This is a genomic window from Sphingopyxis sp. Root154 (assembly GCF_001427105.1).
GTDB lineage: Bacteria > Pseudomonadota > Alphaproteobacteria > Sphingomonadales > Sphingomonadaceae > Sphingopyxis.
Map to the genome: position 1 here is coordinate 563,292 of NZ_LMGI01000003.1, position 18,913 is coordinate 582,204.

The 18,913-nt window shown below is 63.8% G+C and carries 17 protein-coding genes; 2 read left to right on the forward strand and 15 right to left on the reverse strand.

The window, feature by feature from the left end; genetic code table 11:
• Positions 1-46: 46 nt before the first annotated feature.
• Positions 47-1,096 carry an alanine racemase gene (gene alr, locus ASD73_RS18205; protein WP_056374630.1) on the reverse strand — a complete coding sequence of 350 codons (1,050 nt, stop codon included), beginning with the start codon at positions 1,094-1,096 and terminating at the stop codon, positions 47-49.
• 43 nt (positions 1,097-1,139) lie between these two features.
• Positions 1,140-2,765 (reverse strand): MFS transporter, encoded by a 1,626-nt coding sequence (locus ASD73_RS18210; RefSeq protein WP_056374632.1) that lies wholly within the window; start codon positions 2,763-2,765, stop codon positions 1,140-1,142.
• A 108-nt stretch (positions 2,766-2,873) separates the two neighbouring features.
• Here ASD73_RS18210 and ASD73_RS18215 point away from each other — a divergent pair, with 108 nt between their 5' ends.
• The gene (locus tag ASD73_RS18215; protein ID WP_056374634.1) at positions 2,874-3,638 is read left to right on the forward strand and encodes a cyclase family protein; all 765 of its coding nucleotides are present in this window, start codon (positions 2,874-2,876) and stop codon (positions 3,636-3,638) included.
• Here the strand turns inward: ASD73_RS18215 and ASD73_RS18220 are convergent.
• The 11 genes from ASD73_RS18220 to ASD73_RS18270 form a co-directional block, all read right to left on the reverse strand.
• Positions 3,635-4,042 (reverse strand): MAPEG family protein, encoded by a 408-nt coding sequence (locus ASD73_RS18220; protein WP_082521679.1) that lies wholly within the window; start codon positions 4,040-4,042, stop codon positions 3,635-3,637. The two genes, ASD73_RS18215 and ASD73_RS18220, sit on opposite strands and share 4 nt — an antisense overlap.
• Before the next feature lie 53 nt (positions 4,043-4,095).
• Complete coding sequence (locus tag ASD73_RS18225; protein ID WP_056374637.1) at positions 4,096-5,106, reverse strand: alpha/beta hydrolase; 1,011 nt, start codon at positions 5,104-5,106, stop codon at positions 4,096-4,098.
• A gap of 68 nt (positions 5,107-5,174) precedes the next feature.
• Positions 5,175-5,546: a tRNA-binding protein gene (locus ASD73_RS18230; RefSeq protein ID WP_056374639.1), complete on the reverse strand. Its 372-nt coding sequence runs from the start codon at positions 5,544-5,546 to the stop codon at positions 5,175-5,177.
• Between the two features lie 4 nt (positions 5,547-5,550).
• Positions 5,551-7,557: an acetyl-CoA carboxylase biotin carboxylase subunit gene (locus ASD73_RS18235; protein ID WP_056374641.1), complete on the reverse strand. Its 2,007-nt coding sequence runs from the start codon at positions 7,555-7,557 to the stop codon at positions 5,551-5,553.
• Between the two features lie 5 nt (positions 7,558-7,562).
• Positions 7,563-7,931, reverse strand: coding sequence for a lysozyme inhibitor LprI family protein (locus ASD73_RS18240; protein ID WP_235534593.1), 369 nt, complete (start codon positions 7,929-7,931; stop codon positions 7,563-7,565).
• 20 nt (positions 7,932-7,951) lie between these two features.
• Positions 7,952-8,983 carry a biotin synthase BioB gene (gene bioB, locus ASD73_RS18245; RefSeq protein ID WP_056374646.1) on the reverse strand — a complete coding sequence of 344 codons (1,032 nt, stop codon included), beginning with the start codon at positions 8,981-8,983 and terminating at the stop codon, positions 7,952-7,954.
• A 22-nt stretch (positions 8,984-9,005) separates the two neighbouring features.
• Complete coding sequence (locus tag ASD73_RS18250; RefSeq protein ID WP_056374648.1) at positions 9,006-9,443, reverse strand: hypothetical protein; 438 nt, start codon at positions 9,441-9,443, stop codon at positions 9,006-9,008.
• Positions 9,440-11,587, reverse strand: coding sequence for a methylmalonyl-CoA mutase (gene scpA, locus ASD73_RS18255; protein ID WP_056374650.1), 2,148 nt, complete (start codon positions 11,585-11,587; stop codon positions 9,440-9,442). Before scpA ends, ASD73_RS18250 begins: the two co-directional genes overlap by 4 nt.
• 187 nt (positions 11,588-11,774) lie before the next feature.
• Entirely contained in the window at positions 11,775-12,212 is a 438-nt protein-coding gene (gene mce / locus ASD73_RS18260; protein ID WP_056374652.1) for a methylmalonyl-CoA epimerase, read from the reverse strand.
• Positions 12,213-12,222: 10 nt separating this feature from the next.
• Positions 12,223-12,972 carry a hypothetical protein gene (locus ASD73_RS18265; RefSeq protein WP_156377454.1) on the reverse strand — a complete coding sequence of 250 codons (750 nt, stop codon included), beginning with the start codon at positions 12,970-12,972 and terminating at the stop codon, positions 12,223-12,225.
• Between the two features lie 124 nt (positions 12,973-13,096).
• Entirely contained in the window at positions 13,097-14,632 is a 1,536-nt protein-coding gene (locus ASD73_RS18270) for an acyl-CoA carboxylase subunit beta (protein WP_056376122.1), read from the reverse strand.
• Between the two features lie 203 nt (positions 14,633-14,835).
• Between ASD73_RS18270 and ASD73_RS18275 the strand changes: the two genes are divergently transcribed.
• A complete protein-coding gene (locus ASD73_RS18275; protein ID WP_056375253.1) occupies positions 14,836-16,245 on the forward strand; it encodes a helix-turn-helix domain-containing protein in 1,410 nt (469 codons plus the stop codon).
• Positions 16,246-16,376: 131 nt separating this feature from the next.
• On the opposite strand, the gene ASD73_RS18280 is transcribed toward ASD73_RS18275, so the two are convergent.
• The gene (locus ASD73_RS18280) at positions 16,377-17,393 is read right to left on the reverse strand and encodes an NAD-dependent epimerase/dehydratase family protein (RefSeq protein WP_056374657.1); all 1,017 of its coding nucleotides are present in this window, start codon (positions 17,391-17,393) and stop codon (positions 16,377-16,379) included.
• A gap of 157 nt (positions 17,394-17,550) precedes the next feature.
• A complete protein-coding gene (gor, locus tag ASD73_RS18285; RefSeq protein ID WP_056374659.1) occupies positions 17,551-18,897 on the reverse strand; it encodes a glutathione-disulfide reductase in 1,347 nt (448 codons plus the stop codon).
• Positions 18,898-18,913 lie beyond the last annotated feature (16 nt).

Consider the following 18,913-nt stretch of genomic DNA (forward strand, 5'->3'; position numbering starts at 1 on the left):
TTCTGGAAATTTGGCACCAGCCGGCGCTGAGCGGGAGAGCCCGGGGCTAAATCCAGATGCGCTCGAACCGCGCGCCCAGCCCGGTCAGCAATTCATATTGCGACAATCCGCTACGCACAGCGGTCCGCGGCAAATCATAGTCGAGCGCTAGCCAGTCGCCCTCGTCGATCGCACCGGCGTCACTGGCATCGAACGCAATCAGGTCCATCGAGACGCGTCCGATCAGCGGCAGCGCACGCCCCTGCCAGCTTGCGCCCGCATCCGCCGCGGCATGGCAGCGCAGAAACCCGTCGGCGTAGCCGAGGTTCGCGACGGCGATCCGGGAATTTCGCGGGGCCGTCCAGGTTGCACCATAACCGACGCTCTCGCCCGCGACGACCTCCCGCACCTGCAACACGCGCGTTTCGGGATAGACGACCTGGCGGATATGCCCCGCCGCCTCGTCGCGCGGCGTGCCGCCATAGAGGGCAATGCCGGGGCGCGTCAGGTCGAAGGCAAAATCCCGGCCCAGGCAAATGCCGGCGCTGTTCGCGAGGCTGTAGCGCCGGGCGGGAACCGCTTCGCGAACAGCCCGAAAGGCCGCGAGTTGCGCGGCATTCTGATCGCTATCCTCATCGGCCGAGGCAAGATGGCTCAGCAATGCTTCAATGCGAAGGCCATTGAGCGTGCCGCCCAAGGCTTCTTCGACGCGCAGGCCGAGGCGGTTCATCCCGGTATCGATCATCACATCGCACGGGCGCCCCTCGCCCGCTTCGCGCCAGCGCGCGACCTGTTCGAGGCTGTTCAGCACGGGGCGTACCGGGAGGGTGCGCGCGGCAATCATGTCGCTCGCGCCGACGCCGTGCAGGACCGACAGCGATACGCCTTCGGGCAAGGGCATCAACGCCGCCGCTTCGCCCCAGGTCGCGACGAAAAAGTCGCGGCATCCGACGGCGGTGAGGCGCCGCATGACGCTGCGCGCACCAAGACTGTAGCCGTCGGCCTTGATCGCGGCGCCGCACGCCGCGCTGCCGCTCCGGGCGGCCAGCCAGCGCCAATTGGCGATGAGGGCATTGCTGTCGAGACGGAGGCGGAGCGGCGACGGGACTTGGATCATGCCCTGCCCCTATACAGCTTCGTTGGCTCCGCCAATGGGGTGATCAGCCGGCCGCCGGCTTGTCCCACTGCCCTTCGACCGGGTCCTTGAGCATGAACGCCGTCACGAGGAAAGCGACGAGCACCACGCCCCAGGTGTACCAGAGGCCCGAATAGGCATTGCCGGTCTTCGCTATGATGAAGCTTGCGATCAGTGGCAGAAAGCCGCCGAAATAGCCGGTGCCGAGGTGATAGGGGATCGACAGCGACGAATAGCGGACGTGCGGCGGGAACATTTCGGAGAGCAGCGCCGCGACGGGGCCGTAGGTGAAGCCCGACAGCGCGCTGAGGCCGAGCAAGGCGAGGAAGATCACGGCAATGCTTCCGACGCTCGGGATCTGCTTGGCGAAATCATAACCCATCGCTTCGAGCGCGGGCTGCAGCAGCGCGGGATCTTCGCTGGCAACCTCGCGATTGCCGATACGGATCTTGACGCTGTCGAAACCGCTATCGGTTTGCGCGACGGTATAGGGGACACCGAGTTTCGTCAGTTCGCCCAGCGTGCGGCCGCATGCGGTTCCCTGTTTCTGCGCGAACGGGTCGAAGCTGCACTGCGATCCGGTGACGGTCACCGGTGCGCGCCCGGCGGCGGCGGACAGCGCGGGGTTGGCGACGCTGCCCATCAGCCAAAAGAGCGGGAAAAGCAGCACCAGCGTAACGCCATAACCCCAGACGATCGGCTTCTTGCGCCCGATTCGATCCGAGAGACGCCCCGCCCAGATGAAGAAGCCCATGCCGACCGCGGCGGCACATCCGACGATGATTTCGGCGGGGGTGTCTTCGACTTTCATTGGCCCCTTGAGGAACGACAGGCCCGAGAACATCGCGGTGTACCAGATGACCGTGAGACCCGCTGCGATGCCGAACAGCGCGATGAAGATGCGGCGCGGGTTGCCGGGATAAGTGAAGCTTTCCTTCAGTGGATTCTTCGCGAGTTCACCCTGTTGCTTCATCGCCTGGAACACGGGGCTTTCGGACAGCTTGAGGCGCATCCACAGCGAAATGGCGAGCAGGATGATCGAGAGCAGGAAGGGCACGCGCCAGCCCCAGCTTTCCCAGATCGCGTCTGACATCAATGCCTTGCAGCCGAGCACGACGATCAGGCTCAATACGAAACCGCCTACGACGCTTGCCTGGATGAAGCTGGTGTAGAAACCGCGCTTTCCGGGCGGCGAATGTTCGGCAACATAGACCGCCGCCCCGCCATATTCGCCGCCGAGCGCCAGCCCTTGGAGCACGCGCAGCAGGATGACGATGATCGGTGCGGCGATACCGATAGTGGCGGCCGAAGGGATCATGCCGACGCCTGCCGTGGCAATGCCCATCAGCGTGACGGTGACGAGGAAGGTATATTTGCGCCCCAAGCGGTCGCCGAGGAAGCCGAAGAGCACCGCGCCCAACGGCCGGAAACCGAAGCCGACCGCAAAGCCCGCCCAGACAAGAAGGGTTTCGAGCGTCGCATTGTCGCTGGGAAAGAAAGCCTTGCCGATGATCGCCGCGAGCGTGCCGTAGATGAAGAAGTCGTACCATTCGAACACGGTGCCCGCCGACGAGGCGGCGATGACCATGCGGATGTCTTTCGCGGTGGGTTCATAAACGGCGCCCGGTCCGGCGGCGGCACTTTCGGTCATCAAGCTCTCCCCCACCCCATTGCATGGGGCTTTCGCCCTTCTCTACCCGGCAAGCGCCGCCGCGCAAGCCTTCTTGGCGTAGCGTCATTCCGGTGGCAGGACACCGCCATGCAGTTCATCGACCTTTCGATCCCGATCACCAACGACGTCGTGTCCGACCCGCCGGTGATGCGCCCGAACATCACCTATATGACCCACGAAAATACGTGGGAGCAGATCGCGATGTTCTTTCCCGGGCTGACAAAGGAGGATCTGCCCGACGGCGAAGGCTGGGCGGTCGAGATGCTGTCGCTGAGCACGCACAACGGCACGCATATGGATGCGCCCTGGCATTATCATTCGACCACCGACAGCGGCGCCTCGTCTGCCCCGTCAATCGACGAAGCGCCGCTCGACCTTTTCTTCCGTCCCGGGGTGAAGCTCGACTTTTCGGATCGCCCGCACGGCCATGTCGTGAGTGGCGGCGAGGTCGAAGCCGAGCTGGCACGCATCGGGCATGAGCTCCAGCCGCTCGACATCGTGCTCGTGCAGTCGGGCGCGATCTATGGCACCGACAATTTCACCGATCAGGGTTGCGGCATGGGCGCCGAGGCGACGCTGTACCTGACGGAGCGCGGCGTACAGGTCGTCGGCACCGACGCGTGGAGCTGGGACGCGCCGTTCAGCCACACCGCGAAGCGCTGGGCCGAAACGCGCGACCCGTCGATCATCTGGGAAGGCCATAAGGCAGGCCGCATCCGCCCCTATTATCAGATCGAGAAGCTCACCAATTTGGCCGCGATCCCGGCGACGGGTTTCACCTTCAGCTGCTTTCCAGTGAAGATCGAGCGCGCGAGCGCGGGATGGATCCGCGCGGTGGCGCTGATCGACTAAAGGTTCGTCGTCGCCAGTATCCACAACGTCCAGAGGCCAAGTATGAGCAATGTGCCAAAGGTCGCAGCGACGCCGACCTGGCGCCCCAGCGGCGCCTTCCCCGGCTCGGACGGCGTATAGAGCCCGATCACATGCGCAACGCGGCCGACGAGGAAAATCGCGCCGATGACCATAAGCGCGATATGATTGGCGCGCGCCGTCTCCAGCAAGCCAAGCAGGATGATGGTGATCGGCGCATATTCGGCCAGATTGCCGTGGCTGCGGCTGGCGCTGATGAGCTTCGCGTCGCCGTGATCGCCGAACGCAGCCTTCAAGCGCAGCCGCTGGCGCACCGTATCGATCGCAGTTGCGAGCAGCAGCAGCGCGCAAATGGCGGCCACAAACGCGGTTACCGGTAAAGTCATGATCCCTCTCCCCTGCTTCCCGCGCCCAGCCTAGCCGGTCGTTAGCCGGTTGGCTATTCGCGTGGCTTGTTGCCCAGCTTAGCCTCCAGAAACACGAGGATGCGCGTCTCCACCGGCGTGCGGCTGACGTCGCTGCCCAGGCTGACCGCGCCCATCGGATAGAAATGGCCGAAGCCCGGCACCCACGCGGTCTCGGCGGCGATGCCCTTATCGGTCAGTGCCTTGACGATGAACCGCGTTCCCGCCTGGATGCCTTCCAGGTCGTTCTGGCCGACGAAGAAAAGCGCCGGCGGCATGCCGGGCTCGACGGTTTGCGACGGGTTATAACCGCCAACCGCGCCGGACAGGGCGAAGACCGCCTTGACCGGCGTGCCGATGCCATAAGCCGCGTTAAGCGCGGTGATCGCGCCCGCCGAAAAGCCGCCCAGCGCGATTCGCTCGGCATCGACGCCGAACTTGCCCGAGTGGCTGCGGACGAACTCCGTCGCCATCGCCATATCCTCGGCCGCGCCAAGTATGCTGCGCCAATATTGGTCGCGCGTCCTATCGTCGAGTGGCGGCAGCCCCATGCGCTGGCGCACGATTTCGACGCGCGCGGTGGCGGCGGGTGACAGGTTAACCGACTTCGGAACCAGCTTCTTTTCCTCGACCGGTTTCACGAGACCGGGGTCCTCCTGCGCCAGCCGATAGTCGATCGAGAAGCAGACATAGCCATCGCGCGCGAAGCGGCGGCAATAGTCGGCCATCGAATTGTCCTGCGCGCCATCTTCGGTAAAGCGCTCCTCGCCCTTACTGCCGCGATGGAAGGCGCCGCCGAACGCCATGATGACCGCGGGACGGTTCGCGAGTGGCTTGCCGTCGGCTACGGGGCGATAGACGTCGAGCAGCAGGTCGCGCTCCTGTGGCCGATTCCCCGTGGCGTTGATTGGCGCGCGGCCATAAACAAGATCGCGGGTCAGTTGGACGTCATAGTAGTTGTGCCCAAGCTCCGTCTCGGCCGCAGCCGATACGGGCAGCAGCATCGCGCAGGCAGCCGCCGCGAAGGCGGCTTTCAGCAAGGTCATCGCCCCTCTCCCTCTCTTCTTTGCGCCAGCCTAGCGGCGAAAGGAGCGAGAGCAACAGCGGACGAAAATCAGAAGAGGCGCGATCCGTTCGGAACCGGATGATCAGGCGCGAAGAGTATCACCGCGCCCGCCTCGTCGGCAAAGCCCAGTGTCAGTACCTCGGACATGAACTTGCCGATCTGGCGCGGCGGGAAGTTGACGACAGCGGCGACCTGCCGCCCCGCAAGCTCTTCCAGCGCATAGCGGTCGACGATTTGCGCGCTGCTCTTCTTCACGCCGATCGCCGGGCCGAAGTCGATCTTCAGCTTGAACGCGGGCTTGCGCGCCTCGGGAAAAGGCTCGGCCTCGACGATTGTGCCGATGCGGATGTCGACGCGGAGAAAATCGTCGAAGCCGATCGCCTCCGCCGCATGGGCATCCTGGTCGTGGTTGACGTGCATCGCGTCATTCCATCTCGAGGATCACCGCATCGACGGCAAGGCTGTCGCCTTGCGCGGCGTTGACGCTCTTCACCGTTCCCGATTTTTCGGCGCGAAGGATGTTCTCCATCTTCATCGCCTCGACCGTCGCGAGCGGCTGGCCCGCCTCGACCTTGTCACCCTCGCCAACGTGCAGCGTGACGAGCAGGCCGGGCATCGGGCAGATGAGGAATTTCGACAGGTCGGGCGGGATCTTTTCGATCATGTGCGCGGTCAGTGGCGCGATGTGCCATGGCAGCACTTGGACGTCATGGATATGCCCGCGCGTCGTCATCTTCCAGCCGGTGCGCGTCTTCGCGACCTTTACCGCGAGCTCGGTCTCGTCGATCTCGGCGATCACGAGACGGTCGCCCGGCGTATACTCGAGCGCGATGTCGATCCGGTCGCCCTCGACCTTGATATGCTTCTCTCCGATCTTGACCTTGTATGAGGTGCCGTCGATCGAAACCTGCCATTTCGCGGGCGGTTCGAGCCGGTCGCCGAGCTGGCCGTCGGTGCGCCGCGCACGGTCGGCCTCGGCGCTCGCCATGAAGCCCGCGATTGCCGCAAGCGCGCGCGTGACCGCCGCGTCGGTCGGTGCGCCGTGGAAGCCTTCGGGATATTCCTCGGCGATGAAACCCGTCGTCAGTTCGCCCGAGCGGAAGCGCGGGTGCTGCATGATCGCCGAGACGAAATCGATATTGTGGCCGAGTCCCTCGATCTCGAAACGGTCGAGCGCCGCGATTTGCAGATCAGCGGCCTCGTCGCGCGTTTCGCCCCACGTCACCAGCTTGGCGATCATCGGATCGTAGAAGATCGACACTTCGCCGCCCTCCTCGACGCCAGCATCGACGCGTACGCCGTCGACACCGCGCTCATCACCTTCCCATGCCGGAACGGGGGTGCGGTAGCGCACGAGGCGTCCGGTCGAAGGCAGGAATCCACGGTACGGGTCCTCGGCGTAGACACGGTTTTCGATCGCCCAGCCGTCGATCTTGATGTCGTCCTGCGTCATCTCGAGCTTTTCGCCCGCGGCGACGCGGATCATCTGTTCGACGAGGTCGATACCGGTGATCGCCTCGGTCACGGGATGCTCGACCTGAAGCCGCGTGTTCATTTCGAGGAAGTAGAAGCTCTCGCCCGTCGGGTCGGCGCCCGAGACGATCAGTTCGACCGTACCCGCGCTATAATAGCCGACGGCCTTCGACAGCGCGACGCACTGTTCGCCCATCGCCTTGCGCATCTTTTCGGTGACGAAGGGCGACGGCGCCTCTTCGACGACCTTCTGATGGCGGCGCTGGATGCTGCATTCGCGCTCGTTGAGATAGAGGACGTTGCCGTGCTGGTCGCCAAGGATCTGGATCTCGATGTGGCGCGGGTTGAGGATGAACTTCTCGATGAAGACGCGGTCGTCGCCGAAGCTGTTGAGCCCTTCGCGCTTGGTCGCCTCGAAGCCTTCGCGGACGTCCTTTTCGTCATAGGCGAGGCGCATGCCCTTGCCGCCGCCGCCGGCGGACGCCTTCATCATCACCGGATAGCCGATCTCGTTCGAAATCTCGACCGCATGCTCGGTATCGCGGATCTCGCCGACGAAGCCGGGGACGACGTTGACGCCCGCTTCCTTGGCGAGCTTCTTCGACTCGATCTTGTCGCCCATCGCGGCGATCGCGTTCACCGGCGGGCCGATGAAGGCGATATTTTCCTTCGCCAGTGCCTCGGCGAAGCTGGTGCGTTCGGAGAGGAAGCCATAGCCCGGATGCACCGCCTCAGCGCCCGTCGACTTGCACGCGGCGATGATCTTGTCGGCGATCAGATAGGATTCGGATGCGGGCGAAGCGCCGATATGCACCGCCTCGTCAGCCATCTGCACGAAGGGCGCGCGCGCGTCGGCGTCCGAATAGACGGCGACGGTCGCGATGCCCATGCGGCGGGCGGTCTTGATGACGCGGCAGGCGATTTCGCCGCGATTGGCGATCAGGATTTTCTTGAACATGGCCCTCAATATTCCTCGATCAAATCTTTGAGTTGTTTGGTGCGTGCATCGGTGAGTTGCGTCTGGCATCCGCTGATCACCATCGGTTCGGCTGAGCCGCCGCGCATCGTGTAGCCCTCGCTCGCGCATTGCTTGTCGCGATAGGTCAGCCATGCCCGCTGCGCGGCCAGCAGTGTGTCGAAATAGCCGGGGCGGTTGTCCTGGGTACGGTCGAAGTCGGCGTCGATGGCCTTCATACGCGCCGCCGTCACCTTCCACTGCGCGTTCATCGCGGCGTCGGCGCGCTCAAATTCCTTGTAGGCGCAGGCGTTGAGCTCGAATTGCGCCATCGCGTTGTCGCAGTCGATCTCGGGATCCTGCGCGGCGGCGGCCAACGCCAGGAGGGCGGAAAGGATCATTCCGCGGCTTCCATCTGCGCGCGCATCGGCTCTTCGCTCACCATCGGGACGATACCCAGCTTCGCGAACAGCGCCGCGTCGGCATTGTCGCCGCGGTTGCCGGTGGTGAGCAGCTTGTCGCCTGTGAAGATGCTGTTCGCACCCGCGATGAAGCAGAGCGCCTGCGTTGCCTCGGACATGCTTTCGCGGCCAGCCGACAGGCGAACCATCGATTTCGGCATGGTGATACGCGCGACCGCGATCGTGCGGACAAATTCGATATCGTCGATCTTCGCGAGCGGGGTGTCCGCGAGCATGTCGCCGAGCACGGTGCCCTTCACCGGGACGAGTGCGTTGACCGGAACGCTTTCGGGGTGACGTTCGAGCGTCGCGAGCGCGTGGATGAAGCCGACGCGATCCTGCCGGTTCTCGCCCAGCCCGACGATGCCGCCCGAGCAGACGTTGATCCCGGCGTTGCGTACCTCTTCCAGCGTGTCGAGCCGGTCCTGGAAGGTACGGGTCGAGATGATATTCTCGTAATTCTCGGGGCTCGTGTCGATATTATGGTTGTAATAATCGAGCCCCGCGACCGCGAGCGTCTGCGCCTGTTCCCTGGTCAGCATGCCGAGCGTCATGCAGGTTTCCATGCCCATCTGGCGCACCCCCTCGATCATCTCGACGATCGCGGGCATGTCGCGATCCTTGGGGTTGCGCCAGGCGGCGCCCATGCAGAAACGCTTCGAGCCCGAATCCTTCGCCTGTGCCGCGGATTGCAGCACAGCGCGCACATCCATCAGCTTGGTCGCCTTCAATCCGCTGTCGGCGCTCTTCGACTGCGAGCAATAGCCGCAATCCTCGACGCAGCCGCCGGTCTTGATGCTGAGCAGGGTGCAAAGCTGGACTTCACCGCGCGCATGATGGCGACGGTGGACGCCCTGCGCCTCCCACATCAGTTCGTCGAACGGCAGGTCGAACAGCTCGGCGATCTCTTCGCGCGTCCAGTCGGTGCGCGGCAGATCTTCTTGCGGGGCAGTTTGGGAGAGGTTCATGGATTGTCGACCTTCTTTGATGTTATTTGCAAAAGCGCTCGAGCGCGGCGCCGTAAAATTTGATTGTCGGCGTTTCGCCGAACATTTGCTGATAATTGCCGTCGGCCCATGGTCTGCGGTCGCCATAGCTGATCGTTATCTGCCGCGCGGTTTCGGCATCACCATATTCGCCGACGCCGTAGAGCGTGAAGTCGATATCGGCTTCGGGATCGTCGCAGTTGAGACGGACCAGCCCCTTGTTCACATATTTGTCGCTCGTCTCGAAATAGATGTCGCGCCAAGGGCCGTCGCTCTTTTCGACACGGCCGTACCAGTCGGTGAAATAGACGTCGTCGATCTGTTGCCGGTAGATCCACTCGACCGCGACATTTTTGCGGAACTCGCTCGGACGGCTCGCGGGTTCGGCACGCGCCGAAGCGACCGAAAAGGCAGCGAGCATCAGACCGAGCGAACCGATCACGCGGCGTCCTCCAGCGGCGGCATATTATGGCCGAGCAGGCGCAGCACGTCTGCGGCGCATTCGACCACATTGCTGCCGGGCCCATAGATGCCCTGCACCCCCGCGTCGCGGAGATATTGATAGTCCTGCGGCGGGATGACGCCGCCCGCAATGACCTTGATGTCGCCGCGCCCCGCCTCTTTCAGCCTGTGGATAAGTTCGGGGATAAGTGTCTTGTGCCCCGCCGCGAGACTCGACGCGCCGACGACATCGACGCCGCTGTCGAGCGCGAGCACGACCGTCTCGTCAGGGGTCTGGAACAGCGGCCCCGAAACCACGTCGAAGCCCATGTCGCCGAACGCCGATGCGATGACGTTGGCGCCGCGGTCGTGGCCGTCCTGCCCCATCTTGGCGACGAGCAATTTGGGTTTGCGCCCCATGCGGCGTTCGACCGCCTTCACCCCGTCGAGCACCTGCTGCCAGCGGTTGTCGCCTTCGTACGGCGCGGCATAGACGCCCTTCACCGGGGTCGGCTGGGTGCCGTAACGATCGAAGCTTTCCTCCATCGCCGAAGAGATTTCGCCGAGCGTCGCGCGCGCACGCGCGGCCTCGACGGCGAGCGCGAGCAGGTTGTTCTCGATGCTCGAAGGCTGCGCCGCGCCGTCGCGGAGCGCCTTGAGCGCGGCGGCACACGCCGCTTCGTCGCGGCTCGCCTTGATCCTGTTGATCCGCGCGATCTGCCCTTCGCGCACCTTGGCGTTATCGACCTCGAGCGTTTCGAGCAGATCCTCGTCCTTGAGGCGATATTTGTTCACCCCGACGATGACATCGTCGCCGCGGTCGACGCGCGCCTGCCGCGCCGCAGCGGCGGTCTCGATCATCGCCTTCGGCCAGCCCGCGGCGACGGCTTTCGCCATCCCGCCTTCCTTCTCGACGCGCTCGATGATCGCCCACGCCTTGTCGACCAGCTCCTGCGTCAGCGCCTCGACATAGTAAGAGCCGCCGAGCGGATCGACGACCTTGGTCATCCCGGTCTCTTCCTGGATGACGATCTGTGTGTTGCGCGCGATGCGCGCGGAGAAATCGGTCGGCAGCGCGATCGCCTCGTCGAGCGCGTTGGTGTGCAGGCTCTGCGTCCCGCCGAGCATCGCTGCCATCGCTTCGATCGTCGTGCGCATGACGTTGTTGTAGGGGTCCTGCTCGGTGAGCGAGACGCCCGACGTCTGACAGTGGGTTCGGAGCATCTTCGAGCGCTCGTCCTTGGCGCCAAGGTTAGTCATTACGCGGTGCCACAGCACGCGCGCGGCGCGCAGTTTCGCGATTTCCATGAAGAAGTTCATGCCGATCGCGAAGAAGAAGGACAGGCGCCCGGCGAACTTGTCAATGTCGAGGCCGCTCGCGACGCCGTAGCGTACATATTCGGCGCCGTCGGCGATGGTGAAGGCCAGCTCCTGCACCTGCGTCGCGCCGGCTTCCTGCATATGATAGCCGGAGATCGAGATGCTGTTGAACTTCGGCATCTCGCGGCTGGTATAGCCGAAGATGTCCGAGATGATCCGCATCGAGGGTTCGGGCGGGTAGATATAGGTGTTGCGGACCATGAACTCCTTCAGGATGTCGTTCTGGATCGTGCCGTCGAGCAATTTGCGATCGACCCCCTGCTCTTCGCCCGCAACGATGAAGAAGGCGAGGATCGGGATTACCGCGCCGTTCATCGTCATCGAAACCGACATCTGGTCTAGCGGGATGCCGTCGAAGAGGATCTTCATATCCTCGACGCTGTCGATCGCGACCCCCGCCTTGCCGACGTCGCCGACGACGCGCGGATGGTCGCTGTCATAGCCGCGGTGCGTCGCGAGATCGAAGGCGACGCTCAGCCCCTTTTGTCCCGCGGCAAGGTTGCGGCGATAGAAAGCGTTAGATTCCTCGGCGGTCGAGAAGCCCGCGTACTGCCGGATCGTCCACGGCCGCCCCGCATACATCGATGCGCGCACGCCGCGCGTGAAAGGGGCGAAGCCGGGCAGGCCGGGGTCGGTCTGGACGTCTTCGGCGGTATAGAGCGGCTTGACGTCGATTCCCTCGGGCGTTGCCCAGGTCAGGTCCTTGCCCTTCACTTCCTTGTCGGCGGCGGCCGCCCATTGGTCCAGCGTTGGCTTGTCGGTCATAGTCTCAATTCCCAATCTCCCTCTCCCCTTGCGGGAGAGGGATGCGAAGACTTGCCAGCTTGCTGGCTAGTCGAAGCTGGGAGAGGGGTCGCGAGCCTCGGGCACGCAATCAACCCTTCTCCAAGTTCCGGTAAGGGACAGGTCCCCGACCTTCACTTTCCTCTCCCGCAAGGGGAGAGGAGAAAAATCAATGCGCCGCTTTCGGCGTCTCCATAATCTCGGTCAGCACCCCGCCCATATCCTTGGGATGGAGGAAGAAGATCAACGTCCCATGCGCCCCGATCCGCGGTTCGCCGAGCACGCGCTTCCCCTTCGCCTCGAACTCGGCCTTGGCGGCGTGGATGTCGGGCACTTCGTAGCACAGATGATGCTGCCCCCCTGCGGGGTTCTTTTGCAGGAAAGTCGCGATCGATGCATTGCCCGGCAATGGTTCGATCAGCTCGATTTGTGTGCCGTTGAGGCCGCTTTGGGTCGGCGTATCCACAAAGCACACCTTGACCCCCTGTTCGGGCAGGTCGAACGGCTCATGGATCTGTGTCGCCCCCATCACATCGCGATAAAAGACGATGCTGTCGGCGATCGATGGCGTCGCGACGCCGATATGATTGAGGCGACCCAGTTTCATGACATTCTCCTCAGCAGCCCGGAATCTGGTCCTTGCCGACTAGCTCATACTTGCCGTTCTTCAATAGGTATTGCTGCTTGATCGCGCGCGTGCCGGTGTAGGTCACGGTAAAGCTTTTGTCGGGAACGGCCGCGGTGATCTGGCCGTCGAAGCCCTGCTCCTTCTGGTTCAGACCGGCACCCGAGCTCATGCTATCGGTGAAGCTCGCGCGATCGACCGGTCCATTGGGCGCCAGCTCGGTCAGCGTCGCGCTGCTGATCGCGCAGCCCTGCCATACCCCGCCGCCCGACGTGACGAGATAGGCGTTCTTGCCCAGCGCGTTGCTGAACCCCCACGCGGTCGCCGCATTGCCGACCGAGCCGACCGAACCGAGGTTCAGCCACTCCCCCTTGCGCTGCCAGCCCGACGGACCGCCCTGTAGATAATGGATCGCGTTGATCCCGCCTTCGCTGTGCCCCGCTTCTTCGAGGCTGCCGAGGCTCAGCAGTACGCCGACGTTGTTCGACAGCAGGTGGATCGTGGCGGGACGGAATGTGTAGGTGCGTCCGTCGATCTCACGAGTTGCCGTTGCTTCGGCGCCCTTCGGAAGCCCGAAAGCCGTCCGGAATGCAAGGCCGATCGTGGTGTTCTCTTCGCTGTCCAGCGTCACTGGAAAAGCGGGTTTCGGCTCGGCGACAGGGGTATCGGGGTCGAACGCGAACGCCGCCGGCGACGCCAGCAGGGCGGGAACAATCAGAGCACCAAGAAGGAATTTACGCATCTTCAAACCTCTTTCGGAATCAAGGACATGGCGGCCATGTTCTAACCGCCTCCCGTCCTTGCCTCCAGTCCGGTGTTTCTTATGTGCCGGGCATCACACACACGAATAATATCCGTGCTCGCAATCAGAGCGGAATATTATCGTGCTTCTTCCACGGATTTTCGAGTTGCTTATTCCTGAGCTTGCGCAGCCCCAGTGCGATCCGCTTGCGCGTGTTGTGCGGGTGGATGACCTCGTCGATATAGCCGCGCGACGCCGCGACGAACGGGTTCGCGAAGCGGTCCTCATATTCCTTCGTGCGCTGTGCAATCTTTTCGGGATCGCCGATGTCGCTGCGGAAGATGATTTCGACCGCGCCCTTCGCGCCCATCACCGCGATCTCGGCGGTCGGCCAGGCATAGTTGAGGTCGCCGCGCAGATGCTTCGACGCCATCACGTCATAGGCGCCGCCATAGGCTTTTTTGCGCGTGATCACCGTGATCTTGGGCACCGTGGCCTCGGCATAAGCAAAGAGCAGCTTCGCGCCATGCTTGATGATGCCGTTATATTCCTGCGCGGTGCCGGGCAGGAAGCCTGGGACGTCGACGAAGGTGATGATTGGGATTTCGAAGGCGTCGCAGAAGCGCACGAAGCGCGCGGCTTTCTTGGACGAGTTGATGTCGAGCACGCCCGCGAGCACCAGCGGCTGATTCGCGACGATGCCGATCGTGCGCCCTTCGATACGCCCGAAGCCGCAGATGATGTTCGCCGCGTGCGTGGTCTGCACCTCGAAGAAATCGCCCTCGTCGACGGTCTTCCGGATCAGCTCGTGCATGTCATACGGTTGGTTCGCATTGGGCGGGATCAGCGTATCGAGGCTCGGCTCGGCGCGGTCGAAGGGGTCACTCGTCGGGCGCACCGGAACGCCGCTGCGGTTGTTTTCGGGCAGGTAATCGAAGAAATCGCGCGCCGCGAGCAGCGCCTCGATGTCATTTTCAAATGCCAGATCGGCGACCGAGCTTTTCGTCGTGTGCGTGATCGCGCCGCCGAGTTCTTCCTGCGTCACGACCTCGTTGGTCACGGTCTTCACGACATCGGGGCCGGTGACGAACATGTAGCTGCTGTCCTTCACCATGAAGATGAAGTCGGTCATCGCGGGCGAATAGACCGCACCGCCCGCGCACGGGCCCATGATGAGGCTGATCTGCGGCACGACACCCGATGCGAGCACGTTGCGCTGGAACACCTCGGCATAACCGCCGAGCGATGCCACGCCCTCCTGGATCCGCGCGCCGCCGCTGTCGTTGAGGCCGATGACCGGCGCGCCGACCTTCATCGCATTGTCCATCACCTTCATGATCTTTTCGGCATGGCGCTCCGACAGCGAGCCGCCGAAGACAGTGAAGTCCTGGCTGAAGACATAGACGAGGCGGCCGTTGATCGTGCCCGAACCGGTAACGACGCCGTCACCCGGGACGATCTGGTCCTGCATGCCAAAATCGGTGCAATTATGCTCCACATAAGTGTCGAGCTCCTCGAACGAACCTTCGTCGAGCAGCACGTCGAGTCGCTCGCGCGCGGTCAGCTTGCCCTTGCTGTGCTGTGCATCGATGCGCTTTTGCCCGCCACCCAGAGCGGCGGCGGCGCGACGGCGTTCCATTTCGGCGATATTGGCGGACAAAGCGACTCTCCACTGGATTTGGAAGAGCGTCGTCTGCGCTGATTGCGTCCCCCACGCAAATGTGAATTTGCAAAGTTGTAAATTGATACTTTGCAAACAGCCGTATATTGTCGGCTCATTCGTTTTAAGGTTGTCGAGGCGTCGCAATACCCCTCCCTAAACCCCCGCGACGGCTCGACACCATCGCAATGGAGCCCATTTGGATGGCACGGCAGCGCATTTTTGCTGGAGCAAAGCTCCGGGAACTCCGAATTGCTCGAGGAGCCAAGCAGGCCGATTTCGCGGGCGGGCTTGGCATTTCCATTTCCTACCTTAGCCAGATCGAGCATGATGACCGCCCACTCACGCCCGCTCTGCTCGACAGGTTGCAAAAGCTGTTTCCGCTGGAATGGGAAGAAGTCGCGGCGGATGCCGGCGACCGTCGCGCGGGAGCGCTTCGCGAAGCGGCGGCAGACCCGCTTTTCGCTGCCTTGCCCCTCACCCCCGAACAGCTCGAACGTGCCGCGCTGCAGCAGCCGCAGCTCGCCGACCAGTTCGTCGCGCTCCACGCCGCCTATCGCCGCGCGGGGCAGCGGCTCCAGATCATCGACGAAGCGCTGACGGGCGGCACCGCCGAGGGCAGCCGCCTGCCGTGGGAAGAGGTGCGTGACTGGTTCCACGACGCGGGCAATTATGTCGACAGCATCGACCGCGCGGCAGAGGCGCTGGCGGGACAGCTGCGCGGGCGAGACCCCTCCCCCGCTATCGAGGCGATCGAGCGACGGCTGCGCGATGCGCTCGGCATTTCGATCGTCTACAGCAAGACGCAAGCGCTGCGAGATTTCGATGCGACGATGCGACATCTGGTGATCGATCCGTCGCTGCCTGCCGAAAGCAGGCGCTTCCAGCTCGCGCACCAGCTCGCCGCGCTCGCGCTCGCGGACGAGATTGCAGCGGTCGTCGAGGCGTCGCCGCTGCGTACGGCGGCGGCGCGACAGTTGCTCCATGTCGGCCTTGCCAATTATGCCGCCGGCGCGGTGCTGATGCCCTATGCGCCCTTCCGCGCCAGCGCGCGCGCAGTGCGGCACGATATCGACCGGCTGCGGATGCAATATGGGGTGAGCTTCGAACAGGCGTGCCACCGTCTTTCAACGCTCCAGCGCCCCGGCGCACGCGGCATCCCGATGTTCTTCTGCCGCGTCGACATGGCGGGCAATATCACCAAGCGGCATTCGGCGACACGGCTGCAGTTCGCGCGCTTCGGGGGCGCGTGTCCGCTGTGGATCGTCCACGAAGCCGCCGCGATCCCCGACCGCATCCTGTTCCAACTCGCCGAGACGCCTGACGGGCTGCGCTATGTGTCGATGGCGAAGGGTCTGGTGAAGCCGTCGGGCAGCTATGCGCGCTCGCCCCGCCGCTACGCCGTCGCGCTGGGGTGCGAGGCGCAATATGCGGGCGATTTCGTCTATGCCGACGGGGTCGATGTCGCCGCGCCGCAGGCGGCGACGCGCATCGGCTTGTCGTGCCGTATCTGCCCGCGCGACGATTGCGACCAGCGTGCCTTCCCGCCGAGCGACCGTCCGATTTTGGTCGATCCGGATCGGCGCGACGTGGTGCCGTACCGGATTGGGTGACCTTCTCCGCTCCCGCTTGCGGGAGGGGTGGGGGTGGGCAACAACGACACGGCCATGCCCACCCCCACCCCGCTGCGACTAACGAGCAAGCTCGTAAGCCTCGCGGCCCCTCCCGCATGCGGGAGGGGAAATCAGACTTTCACGATCCCGCGCTCGATCAGACTATGCGCCGTCGCCAATATCGCCTCCTCAGGCGTGCGCATCGTCCAGCCCAATGACTGCATCGCATGGCTGCTATCGCCGCCGCGGACATTGCCGAGTTCGGCGACGAGCTGCTTGAGCTCGGGACGCACCAGCGCGAGCAGCTTGAGCAGCCAGTCGGGCATCTTCCGCTTCGGCACTTTCCGCGCTTGCTCGCCAAGGTTCGCGCGCAGCAGGTTCGCGACATCGATCATCTTCAGGAACGGCCCGGAGCAGACATAGCGTTCATCGTGAACGCCGGGCGTCGTCAGTGCGCGATAGTGAAGGTCGGCGACGTCGCGGACGTCGATGATCCCGAAACCGATATCGGGGCACATCGGCACCTTGCCCTCGAGCAACTGTTTCACCAGCTCGATCGAGGTCGAGAGGTCGTCCGACAGCAACGGCCCGAACACCGCGGCGGGATTGACCGAGGCGAACTCCATGCCGCCGCCCTCGGCTCGCACCCAGTCGCGCGCCGCACGCTCGGCGACGGTCTTCGAGCGCGGATAGGGCATGACCTCGGGGTTATCGAGATTGGTCCAGTCGGCTTCGTTATAGATGTCGCGGCCCTTGCCATGCCCATAAGCGATCGCCGCCATCGACGAGGTCAGGACGAACCGCTTGACCCCTGCCGCTTTGGCGAAACGTAAGGCACGCAATGCGCCTTCGCGCGCCGGGACGACCAGTTCGTCGGCATGCTTCGGCACGTCGAGCGGAAAGGGCGACGCGACATGCGCAACATGGCTGCATCCCGCCATCGCCTCGGCCCAGCCGGCGTCATTTTCGAGATCGGCGGCGAAGAAGCCGAGCCTGTCGTTGTCGACGTTCAGCCAGCCGCGGACCTCTGCCTCGCGTTTCAGGCTGCGGACGGTCGTGTGGATGGTCCAGCCATTGTCGATCAGCTGCCGGATCAGGAAGCCCGCGATATAGCCGCTGCCCCCGGTGATCAATGCCGTGCCCGTCATGCGACCCTCCCCTCGCTAACTTTAGCGGAGGATAACAGATGCGTTGTGTTTTGGAACCAATCCCTCATTCGTCATCCCGGCGAAGGCCGGGATCTCACCGCCGAGTTTGAGCGCGAGGGCGAGACCCCGGCCTTCGCCGGGGTGACGATGATTATAGCTACTTCAGCAGCACGAGTTCCTCGGCCATGCTGGGGTGCAGCGCAACGGTGTTATCGAAGTCGGCCTTGGTCAGCCCCGCCTTTACCGCGATCGCCGCCGCTTGCAGGATCTCCGGCGCATCGGGGCCGATCATGTGCAGGCCGACGACCTGGTCGGTCGCGGCGTTGACGATCATCTTGTACAGCGCGCGCTCGTTGCGGCCCGCGAGCACATTCTTCATCGCGCGGAAGTCGCTGGTATAGACGCGGATCGAGCCGAGCTTGTTACGCGCCTCGGCCTCGGTCATCCCGACCGCGCCGATCGGCGGATGGCTGAACACCGCGCTCGGGACATTGGCATAGTCGACGACTGTCGGCTTGCCGCCGAACACCGAGTCCGCAAACGCCTGCCCTTCGCGGATCGCGACAGGCGTGAGCTGGATGCGGTTGGTGACGTCGCCGACCGCATAGATGCTCGGCACCGACGACTGGTTCGTCTCGTCGACCTTGATCGCGCCGTCCTTGTCGAGCTCGACGCCGATCTCTTCGAGGCCGAGCCCCTTGCTGTTCGGCACGCGGCCTGCGGCGACAAGCACCGCATCGGCATGGATCGGATCGCTATTCTCGAGATGGACCGTCAGCGACCCATCGTCATTCTTCTCGATCGACTGGAACGGCGCGTTGAACTTGAACTCGATGCCCTTGGTCATCGAAATCTGGAGCAGCCGGTCGCGGATCTGCTCGTCATAGCCGCGCAGGATCGTGTCGCCGCGGTTGACGATCGTCACCTTGCTGCCGAATTCGTTGAAGATGCCGGCGAATTCATTGGCGATATAGCCGCCGCCCGCGATCACGACACGCTTCGGCAGCGTTTCGAGGTGGAAGACCTCGTTCGACGTGATCGCATGCTCGCTGCCCGGAAATTCGGGGACGTGCGGCCAGCCGCCGGTCGCGATCAAAATGCGCTCGGCGCTGATTTCCTGCCCGTCGGCGAGGTGCACCTTCTGCGGGCCGATAACGGTCGCGCGGGTCTTGAACAGCGTGACCTTGTGATTGTCGAGAGTCTGGCCATAGAGGCCCTCGAGCCGGTCGACCTCGGCGAGGACATTGTCGCGGAGGCGGTTCCAGTCGAACTTGCAGTCGGGGACGTCCCAGCCGAATTTGCGCGCGTCCTTCAGATCCTCGGCGAAATGCGCGCCGTAAACGAGGAGCTTCTTGGGGACGCAGCCGCGGATGACGCAGGTGCCGCCGACGCGATACTCCTCCGCCAGCGCGACACGCGCGCCGTGCGAAGCGGCGATGCGCGAGGCGCGAACCCCGCCCGACCCGGCGCCGATGACAAACAGGTCGTAATCAAACTCGCTCATTCAAAACCCCTGATCT